Below are 15,340 nucleotides of genomic sequence, written 5' to 3' on the forward strand. Positions count from 1 at the left end.
AACTAACGGCGCTAGTTTGGGGCGCGGATCGACTACGCCGTAGCCACGGAACCCTCGGGAGGAATGCGATGAAGGCCCACGACGGGATGTACATCGGCGGCGAGTGGCGGGCCGCCGCGGGCACGGACACGATCGCGGTGGTCAACCCCGCGGACGAGCAGGTCATCGCCCAGGTCCCGGCGGGCATCGCGGAGGACGTCGACGCCGCCGTGTTCGCCGCCCACGAGGCGTTCCCCGCCTGGGCCGCGACCCCGCCCGCCGAACGCGCCGCGCGGATCGCCGCCCTGCGCGACGTCCTCGTCGCCCGCAAGGACGAGATCGCCGAGACCGTCACCGCCGAACTCGGCGCGCCCCTGCAGTTCTCGCAGATGGTGCACGCCGGCGTGCCGATCCTGGTCGCCGGCTCGTACGCCGAACTCGCCGCCTCGTACGCCTTCGAGGAGAAGGTCGGCAACTCCACCGTCTATGTCGAGCCGATCGGCGTCGTCGGCGCGATCACGCCCTGGAACTACCCGCTCCACCAGATCGTCGCGAAGGTCGCCCCCGCGCTCGCGGCGGGCTGCACCGTCGTCCTCAAGCCCGCCGAGGACACCCCGCTGACGGCTCAGCTCTTCGCCGAGGCCGTCCACGAAGCGGGCATTCCCGCGGGCGTGTTCAACCTCGTCACCGGCCTCGGCACCGTCGCCGGCCAGGCGCTCGCCGAGCACCCGGGCGTCGACCTGGTCTCCTTCACCGGCTCCACCGCCGTCGGCAAGCAGATCGGCGCCACCGCGGGCGCGGCCGTCAAGCGCGTCGCCCTCGAACTCGGCGGCAAGTCCGCCAACGTCATCCTGCCGAGCGCCGACCTCGCCAAGGCCGTCGGCGTCGGCATCGCCAACGTCATGGGCAACTCCGGCCAGACCTGCAGCGCCTGGACCCGCATGCTCGTCCACACGTCCCAGTACGACGAGGCGGTCACGCTCGCGGCCGAGGCCGCCACCAAGTACGGCGACCGCATCGGCCCGCTCGTCAACGCCAAGCAGCACGCGCGCGTGCGCGGCTACATCGAGAAGGGTGTCGCCGAGGGCGCCCGCCTCGTCGCCGGCGGCCCCGAAGCCCCGCGCGAGCAGGGCTACTTCGTCAGCCCGACCGTCTTCGCCGACGTCACCCCCGAGATGACCATCGCCCAGGAGGAGATCTTCGGCCCGGTCGTCTCGATCATCCGTTACGAGGACGAGGGCGACGCCCTGCGCATCGCCAACGGCACGGTGTACGGCCTGGCGGGCGCCGTCTGGGCGGCCGACGACGCCGAGGCGGTCGCGTTCGCGCGCCGGATGGACACCGGCCAGGTCGACATCAACGGCGGCCGCTTCAACCCCCTTGCCCCGTTCGGCGGTTACAAGCAGTCCGGCGTCGGCCGCGAGCTGGGCGCCCACGGCCTGTCCGAGTACCTCCAGACCAAGTCCCTCCAGTTCTAGGAGCTCCGCGCCTCATGGTCCGTGCCGCTGTACTCCCCGCCGTCGGCTCTCCCCTGGAGATCACGGAGATCGACCTGCCCGAGCCCGGCGCCGGCCAGGTCCGGGTCAGGCTCACCGCCGCCGGGGTCTGCCACTCCGACCTGTCCCTGACCAACGGCACGATGCGCGTGCCCGTCCCCGCGGTGCTCGGCCACGAGGGCGCCGGCACGGTCGTCTCCGTCGGCGAGGGCGTCACCCACGTCGCGCCCGGCGACGGGGTCGTCCTCAACTGGGCGCCCGCGTGCGGAAAGTGCCACGCCTGCTCACTGGGCGAGGTGTGGCTGTGCGCCGACGCCCTCACCGGCGCGGGCGCCGTGTACGCCCACCGCTCCGACGACGGCAGCGACCTCCACCCCGGCCTGAACGTCGCCGCGTTCGCCGAGGAGACGGTGGTCGCCGCGAACTGCGTCCTGCGCGCCCCCGAAGGCGTTCCCCTCGCCGACGCGGCCCTCCTCGGCTGCGCCGTTCTGACCGGGTACGGCGCCGTGCACCACTCGGCGCGGGTCCGCGAGGGCGAGACGGTCGCCGTCTTCGGTGTCGGCGGGGTCGGCCTCGCGACGCTGCAGGCGGCCCGTATCGCCGGCGCCTCGAAGATCATCGCCGTGGACGTCTCCCCGGCGAAGGAGGAACTGGCCCGCAAGGCCGGTGCCACCGACTACGTCGTGGCCTCCGAGACCACCGCACGCGAGATCCGCGGCCTCACCGGCAAGCAGGGCGTGGACGTCGCGGTCGAGTGCGTGGGCCGCGCGGTGACCATCCGTACCGCGTGGGAGTCCACCCGGCGCGGCGGCCGCACCACGGTCGTCGGCATCGGCGGCAAGGACCAGCAGGTCACCTTCAACGCCCTGGAGATCTTCCACTTCGGCCGCACGCTCTCCGGCTGCGTCTACGGCAACTCCGACCCGGCGAAGGACCTCCCGGTCCTGGCCGAGCACATCCGCGCGGGCCGCCTCGACCTGAGCGCGCTCGTCACCGAACACATCGCCCTCGACGGGATCCCCGCCGCCTTCGACAACATGATCGCGGGCAAGGGCGGACGGGCGCTGGTGGTCTTCTAGACCCGGACCCGGACCCGGACCAGTACCCGGACCCGTGTCCCTGTGACCCCGGTCGCCCCGCGCGGCCGGGGTCACAGGCCTGCCCGCACACCGCCTTCGCTTTCCCATGTGCAGGCAAAAACTGCTGCTGCGCAACCCGTTGACCTACGTACCGTCCGGTCAGTACGTTCCCCGAACCGCGGCGCCGCGGACCGTCCCCTCCCCGCAGTCACCGGAGTGTGCACGCATGGACACGGCACCATCCGCTCGCCCCGCAGCCACCGCTTCCCCCGAAGCCGAGACCCGCGCCCGAAGGAAGGTCGCCACCGCCGCCGCGCTCGCCTCGGCCGTCGAGTGGTACGACTACTTCGTCTTCGGCATCGCGGCCGCCCTCGTGCTCGGCGACCTCTACTTCCCCTCCGGCAGCTCGTCGGCGGGCGTGCTCGCCGCCTTCGCGACCTTCGCCGTCGGCTTCCTGGCCCGCCCGCTCGGCGGCGTCATCGCCGGCCAGCTCGGCGACAAGCGCGGCCGCAAGCCCATGCTCGTCCTCGCCCTGACCCTGATGGGCCTCGCCACCACGGGCATCGGCCTGCTCCCCACGTACGACACGATCGGCGTGGCCGCGCCGGTCCTCCTCGTCACCCTGCGGGTCGTGCAGGGACTCGCCGTCGGCGCCCAGTGGGGCGGCGCGATGCTGATGGCCACCGAGTACGCCCCCGAGGGCAAGCGCGGCCTCTACGGCAGCCTCGTCCAACTCGGCGTCCCCATCGGCGTGGTGACCGCCAACACCGTGTTCCTCCTCGCCGGCGCCCTCACCAGCGACAGTGCCTTCACCGCGTGGGGCTGGCGGCTCCCGTTCCTGGTGGGCCTGCTCGTTCTCGTGCTCGCCTGGTACATCCACACGAAGGTCGAGGAGACCCCCGAGTTCAAGGCCGCGGAAGCGGAACTGGCGAAGGCGGAGGCGGACCGCTCCCGCTCGCCGCTGCGCAGGATCCTGCGCGAACACCTCGGCACGGTCTTCCTCGCGGGCGGCTCCTTCGCCGTGAACACCGCGACGTTCTACATCATCATCACGGGAGTCCTCGACTACACGACCCGTGAACTCGGCATGGAGCGCGAGGCCGTCCTGACCGTCTCGCTCTGCATCAGCCTCACCCAACTCGCCCTGATCCCCGCGTCGGCGGCCCTCTCCGACCGCATCGGACGGCTGCGGATCTACGCGCTCGGCGCCGCCGGCCTCGTCGTGTGGGCCGTGCCGATGTTCCTGCTCATCGACACCGGCTCACTGCTCTGGCTGGCCGTGGGCACGTTCGTCACCAGCTGCTTCCTGAGCATCATGTACGGACCGCAGGCCGCCCTGTTCGCGGAGCTGTTCACCGCCGAGATGCGCTACACGGGAGCCTCGCTCGGATACCAGATCGCGGCGGTGTTCGGCGGCGGACTCGCGCCGTTCGTGATGGTGCTGCTCCTGGAGGCGACCGGCACGTCGATGGCCGTCTCCGGCTACATCATCGGGCTCGGCGTGATCGCCCTGGTCTCCATCAAGGTGCTTGCGGGGCGGGCGGCTGCGCGCTGAGCACCCCCGCCGCCATCGGCTCCGGCACCGCGGGTGCCGGAGCCGACGTCCGCAGTTTGGGGAAGGACCGGGCCGCCGCCAGGAAGGCGAACGTCGTCAGGACGAACGGCCAGGTGAACGTGTGCCCGCCCGACGGTGCGAACACCGCGGCCATGGCCGACGTCGCGGCCGTCGCGGTGAACGCGCCCGCCACGGCGTACCCGAGAGTGCGCGGACCGGACTCCAGGAACACCCCGCACAGGGCCAGCGCCACAAGGATCGCGTTGTAGCCCATGGTCCCGTCCGCGATCTGCGCGGCCGGAGCGCCGAGCGCCCACCCGGAGAGGATCCCGACGAGGCTGCCCACCGCCGCCACGGCCGCGGCCCTGCGGCTCGCGACGAGGAGCGCGGCGAGGACGAGCGCGCCGACGTACCACTGCGGCATGAAGAAGATCTCGGCAAAGCCCGTGAAGAACCCGCGCCACAGATCGGAGAAGCTGAGCGAAGTCGGCCCGGTCGCCGCGCTCGTGAGGGCGGCGAGGCCGTCACCGTGGTGCCAGATCCGCTCGAACCCCGGGGCCGCGGTGGTCATCGCGCTCGCGAGGAGGCAGTAGGGGAGCGTCAGCGACGGCAGGTTCCAGACGCCGAGCAGATTGACGACGGCCGCGGTGACCACGGTGACGATCACGCAGCCGGCCGCCGCGAGCAGCGCGGTCGACAGATGGCCGGCGCCCAGGAAGACCGCGAAACACAGCGCCGTCAGACAGGCGTTGAACCCTTCGAGTCCGGCCGAGAGGCGCTCGCGGTCCGCGCCGAGCAGCCGCGAGGTGGCCGTGCCGAGCGCCGTTCCGGCGATCCCGTAGAGCCCGTACTCCCACCCCGCGGCGAACAGCGCCACGGCGAGGAGCAGTCCGGCCGGGACGCTGGACAGAAAGACGACCTGGGCCTGCCCGCGCAGGACCTGAACGCCGTACTGCCTACAACCCGCGCCCCGATTAAGGGGTGATATGCCAGGAGTTGGGCCGTCCTTGGCCTGCCGCATGCCGCACTCCCGTGTTACGTCCGTGTTTCACCGAGCAGAACGGATGCACTTTACGGCTATCCCCTGAAAGCCGGAAGAAGGGGTGGTTGCCGTACATGAGCTGTACATGGGCCGTGCATGGGCGGTACATGAGCCCTAACGCAGCGCCTGGGCCTCGATCCCCAAGGCGTCGCCCAACGCCCGCTCCCCGTCCGGCGTGACCTTCACGGCCCGCTCCGACCCGATCCGCACGACCCAGCCCGCGTCGAGCGCGTGGCCGCACAGTGCCGCGCCCGCCGTCCCCGCGAGATGCTGCCGCCGCTCGGTCCAGTCCAGGCATGCCCGCGCCATGGGCCGGCGCCCCGAGTGCTCCAGCGCGATCCCCAACGCGCCGAACAGGTCCACCCCTTGCGGGGTCAGCGCGAACCCCGTCTCCGTTTGCAGATCCCCGCGCCGGACCAGCGCGTCCGTGAGCGCGATGCCGAGGCGCCCCGCCAGGTGGTCGTAACAGGTGCGCCCGCGCGCCATCGCGTCCCTCGCGCTCACCGCCCGCAGCGTCGGTGGCCGCTCCCCGCCGTCCGGCGCCGCATACGCCGCGAGTTCCTCGACGAGCTGGGCCACGCGCGCGTCCGCGAGCCGCACGTAACGGTGGCGCCCCTGCCGCTCCTCGGCGAGCAGGCCGCCCGCGACGAGCTTGCCCAGATGCTCGCTCGCCGTCGACGCCGCGACCCCCGCGTGCCGCGCCAGCTCACCGGCGGTCCACGCCCGTCCGTCGAGCAGCGCGAGCAGGCAGGCCGCGCGGGTCTCGTCGGCCATCAGTGCGGCGAGCGCGGCGAGGCGCGGTGCGCCGGGTTCCCTGTACTTCATGGGTCCAGGATGCGCCCGGCACGGTTCGGTGGCCGCCGAAACGTCAGTGCAGCGCTGCGACCTGCTCGTACTGCAGCGTGAGCCCGTCGAGGAGCGCCCGCAGGCCCGTCTCGAAGGCCCGCTCGTCGATCAGTTCCTGGCGGTCGGCGAGCAGGTGCGCCTGACCGAGGTGGGGATAGTCGGCGGGGTCGTACGCCGTCTCGTCGTCGACGAAGCCCCCGGCGAAGGAGCCGAGCGCGGAGCCCGTCACGAAGTACCGCATGAGCGCGCCGATCGACGTGGCCTGCGCCGGGGGCCAGCCCGCGTCCACCATCGAGCCGAACACGGCGTCGGCGAGCCGGAGCCCCGCGGGCCTGCGCCCCGGCCCCTGGGCGAGGACGGGGACGATGTTCGGGTGATCGAGGAGGGCGGCCCGGTACGACACCGCCCAGTCGTGCAGTGCGGTGCGCCAGTCGCGCCGGTCCGCGGGGTCGAACATCGACAGGTCGACCTGCGCGCTCACCGAGTCGGCGACCGCCTCCAGGATCTGGTCCTTGGTGCGGAAGTGGTTGTAGAGCGAGGGGCCGCTCACGCCCAGCTCGGCGGCGAGCCGCCGCGTCGAGACGGCCGCGAGGCCCTCGGCGTCGACGAGAGAGCGCGCCGCCGTGACGATGCGGTCGGTGCTCAGGAGGGGCTTGCGCGGTCGGGCCATGCGGCACATAGTAGGGCTGTCAGCTAAAAACTAGCAGTGCTAATTTAGTGCTCATTCACTCATGCCTGGGGTGTGGTCCATGAATCTGGAACTCAGCGAGGAGCAGACGGCCGTAAGGCAGCTCGCCAAGGACTTCGTGGCGCGCGAGATCACCCCGAACGTCGTCGGCTGGGACCGCGCCGAAGAGGTCGACCGCGGCATCGTCAAGAAGCTCGGCGACGTCGGCTTCCTGGGCCTGACCATCGACGAGGAGTACGGCGGCTCGGGCGGCGACCACCTTGCGTACTGCCTGGTCACGGAGGAGCTGGGGCGCGGCGACTCGTCCGTGCGCGGCATCGTCTCCGTCTCGCTCGGCCTGGTCACCAAGACGATCCAGTCGTACGGGACCGAGGAGCAGAAGCGGGAGTGGCTGCCGCGGCTCACGGCCGGTGAGGCCCTCGGCTGCTTCGGACTCACCGAGCCCGGCACCGGCTCCGACGCCGGCAGCCTCACCACCCGCGCCGTCCGCGACGGCGACTCATACGTGATCAACGGCTCCAAGATGTTCATCACGAACGGCACGTGGGCCGATGTCGTCCTCCTCTTCGCCCGCTCCACCGACGCCCCCGGACACAAGGGCGTCACCGCCTTCCTCGTCCCCACGGACACCCCCGGCCTCACCCGCCGCACCATCCACGGCAAGCTCGGCCTGCGCGGCCAGGCCACCGCCGAGCTGGTCCTCGAGGACGTCAGGGTCCCCGCCTCCGCGATGCTGGGCCCGGAGGGCAAGGGCTTCTCCATCGCCATGTCGGCGCTCGCCAAGGGGCGCATGTCCGTGGCCGCGGGCTGCGTCGGCATCGCGCAGGCCGCGCTCGACGCCGCCGTGGGATACGCGGCGGAGCGCGAGCAGTTCGGCAAGTCCATCGCCTCGTACCAGCTGGTGCAGGAGCTGATCAGCGACATCTCCGTCGACGTGGACGCCGCGCGCCTGCTGACCTGGCGCGTCGCCGATCTCATCGACCGGGGCGAGGACTTCGCGACGGCCGCCTCCAAGGCCAAGCTCTTCGCCTCCGAGGCCGCGGTGCGCTGCGCGAACAACGCCCTCCAGGTCTTCGGCGGCTACGGCTACATCGACGAGTACCCGGTCGGCAAACTCCTGCGCGACGCCCGCGTCATGACCCTCTACGAGGGCACCAGCCAGATCCAGAAGCTCATCATCGGCCGCGCGCTCACGGGTGTATCGGCCTTCTGAGACCGGCCTTCTGAGACCGGCCTTCTGAGACGGGCCTTCTGAGACCGGCCTGCTGGGACCGGGCTGTCGCGTCCGGCGTCTGAGTACGTTTATGAGTACGTGAGCGGATGGGGGTGCGCCCCCGTTCGCTCCATGCTGTCGCCCATGAGTGACACACCGGTCAAGCACAGGACCACCAACGCCTTCTACGGACAGGCCGTCGCCTCCTTCGCGCTCGCGCTCGTGGCGACCGCCGTCGGGGTCTACCGCATCGACGCCAGCGGCTGGGTCCGCGGCTTCCTCGCCATCGCCGTCCTCTATCTGACGACCTCCGCGTTCACGCTCGCCAAGGTCATCCGGGACCGCCAGGAGGTCGATCAGGTCGTCAGCCGTATCGACCAGGCCCGTATCGACAAGATCCTCGCCGAGCACGACCCCTTCAAGCCCGCGGTCTGACCCACGGACAAGGCCGCAGTCCGACCTACGGAACTAAGCGCTCGCTCACCTCTAGGGGTATGGTGTTCGTCCTGTCCACGGGAGGATTGTGAGCGAGCGATGAGCGCGGAGCGGCACGGCCAGAACGAGGCTGCCACGGACGACATGTCCTGGGCCGAGGTCACCCCGGACGCGGCCAGGCGGCTGCTGATCGCCGCCGTCGAGGCGTTCGCGGAGCGCGGCTACCACGCGACCACCACCAGGGACATCGCGAGCCGCGCGGGCATGAGCCCGGCCGCGCTCTACATCCACTACCGGACCAAGGAGGACCTGCTCCTGCGGATCAGCCGCATCGGCCACGAGAAGGCCCTGGAGATCCTCAAGGAGGCGGCCGCCGAAGAGGGCACCGCCGCCGAACGGCTCTCCGCGGCCGTGCGGTCCTTCGTCCGCTGGCACGCGGCACGCCATCTGACGGCGCGCGTCGTGCAGTACGAGCTGGACTCGCTGGGCGAGGAGCACCGGCCCGAGATCGTGGCCCTGCGCCGCGAGAGCGACGCCACCGTGCGCGAGATCATCAACGACGGTGTGAAAGCGGGGGAGTTCGACGTCCCCGACGTCCCCGGCACCACGCTGGCCGTGCTGTCGCTCTGCATCGACGTGGCGCGCTGGTTCAACACGGAGGGCCGCCGGACGCCCGACGAGGTCGGCGCGCTGTACGCCGACCTCGTCCTGCGGATGGTGGGGGTCCAGGTCTCCTGAGCCCCCAAGGGCTCAGAGGTAGTAGCGGGACACCGACTCGGCGACGCACACCGGCTTGTCGCCGCCGTCGCGCTCCACGGTGAAGGCGACCGAGACCTGGACGCCGCCGGGCACGTCGTCGACGCCGGTGATCTTCGCCGTGGCGCGCAGCCGGGAGCCGACAGGCACGGGGGCGGGGAAGCGGACCTTGTTCGTCCCGTAGTTCACGCCCATCTTCATGCCGTCGACCTTGATCAGCTGCGGCCCGAAGAGGGGGAGCAGCGACAGGGTCAGATAACCGTGCGCGATCGTCGTGCCGAACGGCCCGTCCTTGGCGCGCTCGGGGTCGACGTGGATCCACTGGTGGTCACCCGTGGCGTCCGCGAACTGGTCGATCCGCTTCTGCTCGATCTCGACCCAGTCGCTGTACCCCAGCTGCTCGCCCACTGCCGCGCGCAGCTCGTCGACCGTCGCGAAAACCCTCGGCTCTGCCATGTCCTGGCCTCCCATGTATGCACCATGCGTGGATGTCTAAGGCGGGTGTCTAACGAATGTCTAAGCGCTTGCTCAGCATGCTAGGGCGGGCGACCTCTGTCAACGACGGCAGGGTCGGCCCAGTAGGCTCGGCACGGTGCCCCAGATTCCAGTGAAGATCCACGAACTCACCGTCGGTCAGCTGTCGGCGCGCAGCGGAGCCGCCGTCTCGGCCCTGCACTTCTACGAGGCCAAGGGCCTGATCAGCAGCCGCCGCACGACGGGCAACCAGCGCCGCTACCACCGCGACATCCTGCGCAGGGTCGCCTTCATCCGCGCCGCCCAGCGCGTCGGCATCCCGCTCGCCACGATCCGTGACGCGCTGTCCGAGCTGCCCGAGGGGCGCACCCCGACCCGCGAGGACTGGGCGCACCTCTCCGAGGCCTGGCGCTCCGAACTGGACCAGCGCATCACCCAGCTGGGACGGCTGCGTGACCATCTGACCGACTGCATCGGGTGCGGCTGTCTGTCCCTGGAGAACTGCGTGCTCTCGAACCCGGACGACGTGTTCGGCGAACGCCTCAGCGGATCCCGCCTGATGAAGGAGGACCGGGGCCGCGCTTGAGGGGCAACCGCTCAGCGGGGTGCGGAGACCAGCCCCGACTCGTAGGCGGTGATGACCAGTTGGACCCGGTCCCGCGCGCCCAGTTTGGTGAACAGGCGCGCCACGTGCGACTTGGTCGTGGCCACGGTGATGTAGAGCTCGTCGGCGATCTCGCTGTTCGACCGGCCCAGCCCCACCAGCGTCAGGACCTCACGCTCCCGCTCGGTGATGCCCCCGAGCGGGCGGGGCGCGCGGGCGGGCGACGGCTCGGGGCGGCCCACGAAGTCCGCGATGAGGCGGCGGGTGATCCCCGGCGCGATCAGCGCGTCCCCGGCCGCGACGACCCGGATCGCGGCGAGGATGTCGTCGAGCGCCATGTCCTTGACCGCGAAACCGCTCGCGCCGGCGCGCAGCGCGCCATAGACGTGGTCGTCCTCGTCGAAGGTGGTCAGGATGAGCACACGCGTCGCCCCCGGGCCCGACGTGACCAGGCTCGTGGCCTCGATCCCGTTCATGCCCGGCATCCGGATGTCCATCACGATCACGTCGGGGCTGACCTCCTTCGCCAGCCGGACCGCCTCCTCGCCGTTCGCGGCCTCCCCGACGACCTCCAGGTCGGGGGTGTCGGCGATGAGGACGCGCAGCCCGGAGCGTACGAGCGGCTGGTCGTCGGCAAGCACCACGCGCACGGTCATCGGACGTCCGCCCCGGCCGCGTCCGCCCCGGCCACGGCGGCGTCGTCCGCTGCCGCGGCCGTCGGCTCCGGCAGCGGCAGCAGCGCCGCCACCCGGAAACCGCCCCCGGGCAGCGGCCCCGCGCTGAACTCCCCGTGCAGCAGCGCCACCCGCTCCCGCATCCCCGTGATCCCGAACCCCACGCCAGGCTCCGTGCCCCGCATCCCGCGCCCCTCGTCGACGATCTCCACGGACAGTTCATCCTCCCCGAACCCGACGCTCACGTGGCACCGCCCGGCGCCCGAGTGCCGCACCATGTTCGTCAGCGCCTCCTGCACGATCCGGTACGCCGACAGGTCGATGTCGGGCGGCAGTTGACGCCGCTGCCCGCTCCATCGCAGGTCGACCGCGACACCCGCGTCAGCGGTCGTGGCCGCCAGGCGCTCCAGTTCGCCGAGGCCCGGCGCGGGGCCGTACGGCGCGGCTTCCGGCTCCGCCGAAGAGCCCGACCTGCGCAGCGCGACGAGCGTGCGCCGCAGCCCCGACAGGGTCTCCCTGCTGGTCGCCTCGATGGCGCGCAGGGCCGCCCGCGCCTCCAGCGGCTGCGTCTCGATGACCCGGCTGCCGACACCGGCCTGGATCGCGATGATGCCGATGCTGTGCGCGACCTGGTCGTGCAACTCCCGGGCGATCCGCAGCCGTTCGGCGGTGATCGCCTCGGCGACCTCGTGCGACCGCAGCTCCGTCGCGTACCGGCGGCGCTCGCGGCCGAGGAGACCCACGACGCAGGCGGTGACCAGCGCCAGGAGGGCGATCGTGCCGATCACGATGAGGTTGTCGGGGCCGTGCGTGAAGCCGAGGACCGTCAGGCACTGCGTGAGGAACGTGAGGCAGACGGCGACCACCGACGCCCGCAGGGTGCGCGTCGCGACGACGTACCCGAGCATGAGGTCGACCGCGGCGAACGGCACGAACCACACCGGGCCGTGGTACTTGGCCACCGCCGGCAGGAGGGCCGTGACGAGCAGCATCGTGACCAGGGCCGCCATGGGCCTGCGCCGGACCAGGCCGACGAGCAGGACCGTCGCGAGCGCCGAGCCGCAGGCCGGGAGGATGCCGGGCGCCCACGGGTCCGCGCTGACCGCGGGGAGCAGCGCCATGAACGGGTACAGGACGGACCCGGTCCAGGTCAGAACGGAGCGGAGCGTCGCGTACGTGTGCTGGGGCGGCGAGGGTGTCAAGGTGGCGTCCACACCGGGATCGTAGGTGCGCGGCCCGCCCCCGGCATGAGCCCACGGGCTTCATCCCACGGGTGCATACGCGCCCGCCGGGGGCCGCCGAGGGGCCGATGCGCAGCCCTCACCCGCAGCGGCACCGTTGCTCCCGTGATCGAAGTCAGCGAACTCACCAAGCGGTACGGCGACAAGACCGCCGTCGACCAACTCTCCTTCACCGTGCGGCCCGGGCAGGTGACCGGCTTCCTCGGCCCCAACGGGGCGGGCAAGTCGACCACCATGCGGATGCTCCTCGGCCTGGACACGCCCACCGCCGGGACCTCCACCATCGGCGGCGTCCCCTTCCGCACCCACCCGCGCGGCCTGCGCCACGTCGGCGCGCTGCTCGACGCGCAGCAGGTCCACGGCGGGCGCAGCGCCACCGCGCACCTGGGCGCCCTGGCCCGCAGCAACCGCATCCCGGCGAGCCGCGTCGCCGAGGTGCTCGCCGAGGTGGGCCTGACCGAGGCGGCCGGGCGCCGCATCGGCGGGTTCTCGCTCGGCATGAAGCAGCGGCTCGGCATCGCGGCGGCCCTGCTCGGCGACCCTCCCGTCCTGATGTTCGACGAGCCGATCAACGGCATGGACCCGGAGGGCGTGCTCTGGGTACGCGGGCTCTTCCGCCGCCTGGCCGCCGAGGGACGCACCGTCTTCCTCTCCAGTCACCTCATGACGGAGATGGAGAGCACCGCGGACCAGCTGGTCGTGATCGGACAGGGCCGTCTCATCGCCGCCGAGTCCGTACGGGACTTCGCGGCCCGCAGCACCCGCTTCAGCGTGCTGGTCGCCACGCCGCAGGCCGGCGAACTGACGGCCGCCCTCACGGCGGCGGGCGCGTCCGTCGCGCCGCACGGCCCGCCGGAAGCGGCCAGGCTCGCCGTGACCGGGCTGCCCGCCGAGCGGATCGGAGCGCTCGCGTTCGAGCACCGGATCATGCTGCACGAGCTGACCAACCGGACGGCCTCGCTGGAAGAGGCGTTCATGGAACTCACCGCCGGGAGCGTCGAGTACCTGTCGGGAGACGCAGGAAAGGCGGGTCAGCCCCGATGACGAGCACGACTTCCCGCACCATGCCCACCACGGTCACGGCCGTCGTGGACGAACCGCCGGCCCGCTTCATCGACCTCGTCGCCGCCGAGTGGATCAAGGTGCGGTCGCTGCGGTCCACGCCCTGGGTGATCGTCCTGGTCGCGCTGGTCGTGACCGGCATGGCCGCGGCCCGCGCCCTCGCCGACTACAACAACTTCCCGTCCTACAACGCCCCCGCGCAGCAGGAGCACCCGTTCTCGCTGGGCGATTCCTTTCCGGCGGAGGGGTATCTGACGCTGATGCTCGCCGCCGTGGCCGTCGGCTCGATCGCCGCGGTCAGCGAGTACGGCAGCGGCCTGATCCGCACCACCACGGTGGCCGTCCCCGCGCGCGGCGCGGTGGTCCTCGCCAAGGCCGTCGTGCAGGTCGTCCTGTGGACCGTGGTCGGGTTGCTCGCCGCCCTGGGCTCGTTCTTCGTCGCTCAGACCATCCTCGGCGGGCGGGACGCCGCGATCCCGCTCAGCGACCCCGACTCGCTGCGGGCACTGGTGGCGTCCGCCCTGCTCGCCCCGGTGTGCGCGCTCGTCGGCCTCGGCCTCGGCGTCCTGATCCGGCACAGCGCCACCACTGTGGTCGCGGGTTCCTTCGTCCTGCTCCTGCTGCCGGTGTTCTTCTCGTCCCGCAAGCCGCTGTCCGCCACTTTCGCCAATGCGATGGTGCGCAACGCGTGGCAGCGCCTGGCCACGATCTACGGAACGCCGTCCGAGGCCTCGGTGTACCACGGGGCCACGGTCGGCGGGAGCTGGACCGTGTACGTGCTCTGGCCGCTGGTCGCGCTCGCGCTGGCGCTGGTCGTCGTACGGCGCCGCGACGTGTGACCGTGCCGAGCCGCACCCGTATCCGGGCGTCCGGATGTCTTCACCCGCACGGGAGTTGGGGATGAATGACAGCAGGACGGCAGGACTGATCACGGGGACGGGGAGACGCGCATGGGACTCGCCATCTGCTCGCTGAAGTACGAGGCCGCACGCTCGGGCTCGCAGAAGATCACCTACGACCGCGACGGCTACCACCTCGTCCGCTTCCCCTACGCGGCGGGCGAGGAGTCGTACGACCCCTGGAAGATGCACGATCCGGTGAAGGGGTCGAAGTACCCCGACACCCACTCCGGTCTGGTCCGGCCGAGTCACGACGGCTGGGGCACCCTGTCCGCGCTGGTCTTCTGGGAGCCGGATGCCGGACCGCGCGAGTTCAGGGCACGCTTCGTACGCGACCCGCTGGCCGGTTCGACCGGCTACGACTCGACCGCCACGACGGACTCGGCGCCGACCGGCGGCGGTCAATACCGGTCGTACACCTGGCAGATGTTCGTGCACCCGGGAACCCCGGTCGGCCTGAAGGTCTCGGTGCGTGGCTCGGGCGACGCGCTGATCCGTACGCCGCTGATCCTCGCCGAGTTCAAACTGGCCATCCAGACGGACGTGATCACACCGGTGAGCTGAGGCGCGCGAGTGGACCGGGGGTGCGGCTCATGGGCGGCACCCCCGTCGTGCTCACGCGGCCGTGCTCGTGCAGTCGTGCTCGTGCCGGTGCGCTCACGCCGAGACAAGGACCCGTGCGCGCCAGGCTCCGGCCAGGGACTCGGGGGTGAGGACGGGGCGCGGCACCACGATGCCGCAGTCGGTGCAGACCGGTCCGGACGACGGCTCGTGCGCCAGGTCGTGCGTCCAGAGGAGTGCCGTGCCGGTGCAGACGGGACAGGCCGTGCCGGGCTCCCGCTCCAGGGCCGCGATCAGCCGGTTGAGGACTTCCGCGAGGGGTTCGCGGGGGTGGACCATCGGGTCGTCGCACCAGGCGACGCCGAAGCCTCCCCAGGTCAGCCGGTGCCAGTCGTCGACCGTGCCCGGCCTGCGCAGCCCGTCGTGCTTCTCCTTGCGGCGGCGCTCCGCGAACTGGGTCTCGTACGCGAGCCAGACCGCCCGTGCGTCCTCGAGCTCGTCGAGCGCGGCCGTCAGCCGCGCCGGCTCGGGGGAGCGGTCCTCGGGGTCGAACCCGGCCCGCGAACACAGATGGTCCCAGGTCGCCCGGTGCCCGTAAGGGGCAAACCGCTCCAGGCACTTGCGCAGCGAGTACCGCCGCAGTGCCAGATCATTGCGCGGGTCGCGCGCCTGTCTCGCCAGACTCCGGAATCCGGCCATCGCCCTGCACCTCCGTCACACGTACATGTACTTCGGC

The 15,340-nt window shown here is 71.7% G+C and carries 17 protein-coding genes; 10 read left to right on the forward strand and 7 right to left on the reverse strand.

What is annotated here, in order from left to right; all coding sequences use genetic code 11:
- Nucleotides 1-68 precede the first annotated feature (68 nt).
- From AC07EJ_RS32340 to AC07EJ_RS32350, 3 genes are all read left to right on the forward strand, one after another.
- Entirely contained in the window at nt 69-1,457 is a 1,389-nt protein-coding gene (locus AC07EJ_RS32340) for an aldehyde dehydrogenase family protein (protein ID WP_478885610.1), read from the forward strand.
- A 14-nt stretch (nt 1,458-1,471) separates the two neighbouring features.
- Entirely contained in the window at nt 1,472-2,554 is a 1,083-nt protein-coding gene (locus tag AC07EJ_RS32345) for a Zn-dependent alcohol dehydrogenase (RefSeq protein WP_393587288.1), read from the forward strand.
- 226 nt (nt 2,555-2,780) lie between these two features.
- A complete protein-coding gene (locus tag AC07EJ_RS32350) occupies nt 2,781-4,109 on the forward strand; it encodes an MFS transporter (protein WP_393587286.1) in 1,329 nt (442 codons plus the stop codon).
- Here AC07EJ_RS32350 and AC07EJ_RS32355 read toward each other — a convergent pair.
- The 3 genes from AC07EJ_RS32355 to AC07EJ_RS32365 form a co-directional block, all read right to left on the reverse strand.
- Nucleotides 4,075-5,130 carry an urea transporter gene (locus tag AC07EJ_RS32355; protein WP_393587284.1) on the reverse strand — a complete coding sequence of 352 codons (1,056 nt, stop codon included), beginning with the start codon at nt 5,128-5,130 and terminating at the stop codon, nt 4,075-4,077. The genes AC07EJ_RS32350 and AC07EJ_RS32355 overlap by 35 nt on opposite strands.
- Nucleotides 5,131-5,265: 135 nt before the next feature.
- Nucleotides 5,266-5,976 (reverse strand): ArsR/SmtB family transcription factor, encoded by a 711-nt coding sequence (locus tag AC07EJ_RS32360; protein ID WP_478885611.1) that lies wholly within the window; start codon nt 5,974-5,976, stop codon nt 5,266-5,268.
- Nucleotides 5,977-6,019: 43 nt separating this feature from the next.
- Nucleotides 6,020-6,667: a TetR/AcrR family transcriptional regulator gene (locus AC07EJ_RS32365; protein ID WP_389483737.1), complete on the reverse strand. Its 648-nt coding sequence runs from the start codon at nt 6,665-6,667 to the stop codon at nt 6,020-6,022.
- 79 nt (nt 6,668-6,746) lie between these two features.
- Here AC07EJ_RS32365 and AC07EJ_RS32370 point away from each other — a divergent pair, with 79 nt between their 5' ends.
- The 3 genes from AC07EJ_RS32370 to AC07EJ_RS32380 all read left to right on the forward strand — a co-directional run bounded on the left by AC07EJ_RS32370 (nt 6,747) and on the right by AC07EJ_RS32380 (nt 9,071).
- Nucleotides 6,747-7,898 (forward strand): acyl-CoA dehydrogenase family protein, encoded by a 1,152-nt coding sequence (locus AC07EJ_RS32370; RefSeq protein ID WP_478885612.1) that lies wholly within the window; start codon nt 6,747-6,749, stop codon nt 7,896-7,898.
- Between the two features lie 144 nt (nt 7,899-8,042).
- The gene (locus AC07EJ_RS32375; protein ID WP_389483731.1) at nt 8,043-8,333 is read left to right on the forward strand and encodes a YiaA/YiaB family inner membrane protein; all 291 of its coding nucleotides are present in this window, start codon (nt 8,043-8,045) and stop codon (nt 8,331-8,333) included.
- Between the two features lie 99 nt (nt 8,334-8,432).
- Nucleotides 8,433-9,071, forward strand: coding sequence for a TetR/AcrR family transcriptional regulator (locus tag AC07EJ_RS32380; protein ID WP_389483728.1), 639 nt, complete (start codon nt 8,433-8,435; stop codon nt 9,069-9,071).
- Between the two features lie 12 nt (nt 9,072-9,083).
- Here the strand turns inward: AC07EJ_RS32380 and AC07EJ_RS32385 are convergent, their stop codons facing one another.
- Nucleotides 9,084-9,545 carry a MaoC family dehydratase gene (locus tag AC07EJ_RS32385; protein WP_266566073.1) on the reverse strand — a complete coding sequence of 154 codons (462 nt, stop codon included), beginning with the start codon at nt 9,543-9,545 and terminating at the stop codon, nt 9,084-9,086.
- 136 nt (nt 9,546-9,681) lie between these two features.
- On the opposite strand from AC07EJ_RS32385, the gene soxR reads away from it, so the two are divergent.
- Nucleotides 9,682-10,149, forward strand: coding sequence for a redox-sensitive transcriptional activator SoxR (soxR, locus tag AC07EJ_RS32390; RefSeq protein ID WP_389483725.1), 468 nt, complete (start codon nt 9,682-9,684; stop codon nt 10,147-10,149).
- An 11-nt stretch (nt 10,150-10,160) separates the two neighbouring features.
- On the opposite strand, the gene AC07EJ_RS32395 is transcribed toward soxR, so the two are convergent.
- Entirely contained in the window at nt 10,161-10,823 is a 663-nt protein-coding gene (locus AC07EJ_RS32395) for a response regulator (protein ID WP_389483723.1), read from the reverse strand.
- Nucleotides 10,820-12,055 (reverse strand): sensor histidine kinase, encoded by a 1,236-nt coding sequence (locus AC07EJ_RS32400; protein ID WP_389483721.1) that lies wholly within the window; start codon nt 12,053-12,055, stop codon nt 10,820-10,822. Before AC07EJ_RS32400 ends, AC07EJ_RS32395 begins: the two co-directional genes overlap by 4 nt.
- A gap of 132 nt (nt 12,056-12,187) precedes the next feature.
- Here AC07EJ_RS32400 and AC07EJ_RS32405 point away from each other — a divergent pair, with 132 nt between their 5' ends.
- From AC07EJ_RS32405 to AC07EJ_RS32415, 3 genes are all read left to right on the forward strand, one after another.
- Complete coding sequence (locus AC07EJ_RS32405; protein WP_478885613.1) at nt 12,188-13,126, forward strand: ABC transporter ATP-binding protein; 939 nt, start codon at nt 12,188-12,190, stop codon at nt 13,124-13,126.
- Complete coding sequence (locus AC07EJ_RS32410) at nt 13,123-13,983, forward strand: ABC transporter permease (RefSeq protein WP_478885614.1); 861 nt, start codon at nt 13,123-13,125, stop codon at nt 13,981-13,983. Before AC07EJ_RS32405 ends, AC07EJ_RS32410 begins: the two co-directional genes overlap by 4 nt.
- 111 nt (nt 13,984-14,094) lie before the next feature.
- The gene (locus tag AC07EJ_RS32415) at nt 14,095-14,607 is read left to right on the forward strand and encodes a hypothetical protein (RefSeq protein WP_389483715.1); all 513 of its coding nucleotides are present in this window, start codon (nt 14,095-14,097) and stop codon (nt 14,605-14,607) included.
- A 93-nt stretch (nt 14,608-14,700) separates the two neighbouring features.
- On the opposite strand, the gene AC07EJ_RS32420 is transcribed toward AC07EJ_RS32415, so the two are convergent.
- Nucleotides 14,701-15,303, reverse strand: coding sequence for a hypothetical protein (locus AC07EJ_RS32420; protein ID WP_389483713.1), 603 nt, complete (start codon nt 15,301-15,303; stop codon nt 14,701-14,703).
- Nucleotides 15,304-15,340: the final 37 nt, after the last annotated feature.

It is taken from the genome of Streptomyces sp. NPDC045026 (genome assembly GCF_056432625.1).

Coding starts and splice junctions, on each gene's coding strand:
- AC07EJ_RS32380 (WP_389483728.1), top strand. CDS start 8,433: ATGAGCGCGGAGCGGCACGGCCAGAACGAGGCTGCCACGGACGACATG.
- AC07EJ_RS32395 (WP_389483723.1), bottom strand. CDS start 10,823: ATGACCGTGCGCGTGGTGCTTGCCGACGACCAGCCGCTCGTACGCTCC.
- AC07EJ_RS32385 (WP_266566073.1), bottom strand. CDS start 9,545: ATGGCAGAGCCGAGGGTTTTCGCGACGGTCGACGAGCTGCGCGCGGCA.
- AC07EJ_RS32350 (WP_393587286.1), top strand. CDS start 2,781: ATGGACACGGCACCATCCGCTCGCCCCGCAGCCACCGCTTCCCCCGAA.
- AC07EJ_RS32340 (WP_478885610.1), top strand. CDS start 69: ATGAAGGCCCACGACGGGATGTACATCGGCGGCGAGTGGCGGGCCGCC.
- AC07EJ_RS32365 (WP_389483737.1), bottom strand. CDS start 6,667: ATGGCCCGACCGCGCAAGCCCCTCCTGAGCACCGACCGCATCGTCACG.
- AC07EJ_RS32415 (WP_389483715.1), top strand. CDS start 14,095: ATGGGACTCGCCATCTGCTCGCTGAAGTACGAGGCCGCACGCTCGGGC.
- AC07EJ_RS32355 (WP_393587284.1), bottom strand. CDS start 5,130: ATGCGGCAGGCCAAGGACGGCCCAACTCCTGGCATATCACCCCTTAAT.
- AC07EJ_RS32360 (WP_478885611.1), bottom strand. CDS start 5,976: ATGAAGTACAGGGAACCCGGCGCACCGCGCCTCGCCGCGCTCGCCGCA.
- AC07EJ_RS32345 (WP_393587288.1), top strand. CDS start 1,472: ATGGTCCGTGCCGCTGTACTCCCCGCCGTCGGCTCTCCCCTGGAGATC.
- AC07EJ_RS32370 (WP_478885612.1), top strand. CDS start 6,747: ATGAATCTGGAACTCAGCGAGGAGCAGACGGCCGTAAGGCAGCTCGCC.
- AC07EJ_RS32420 (WP_389483713.1), bottom strand. CDS start 15,303: ATGGCCGGATTCCGGAGTCTGGCGAGACAGGCGCGCGACCCGCGCAAT.
- AC07EJ_RS32410 (WP_478885614.1), top strand. CDS start 13,123: ATGACGAGCACGACTTCCCGCACCATGCCCACCACGGTCACGGCCGTC.
- AC07EJ_RS32375 (WP_389483731.1), top strand. CDS start 8,043: ATGAGTGACACACCGGTCAAGCACAGGACCACCAACGCCTTCTACGGA.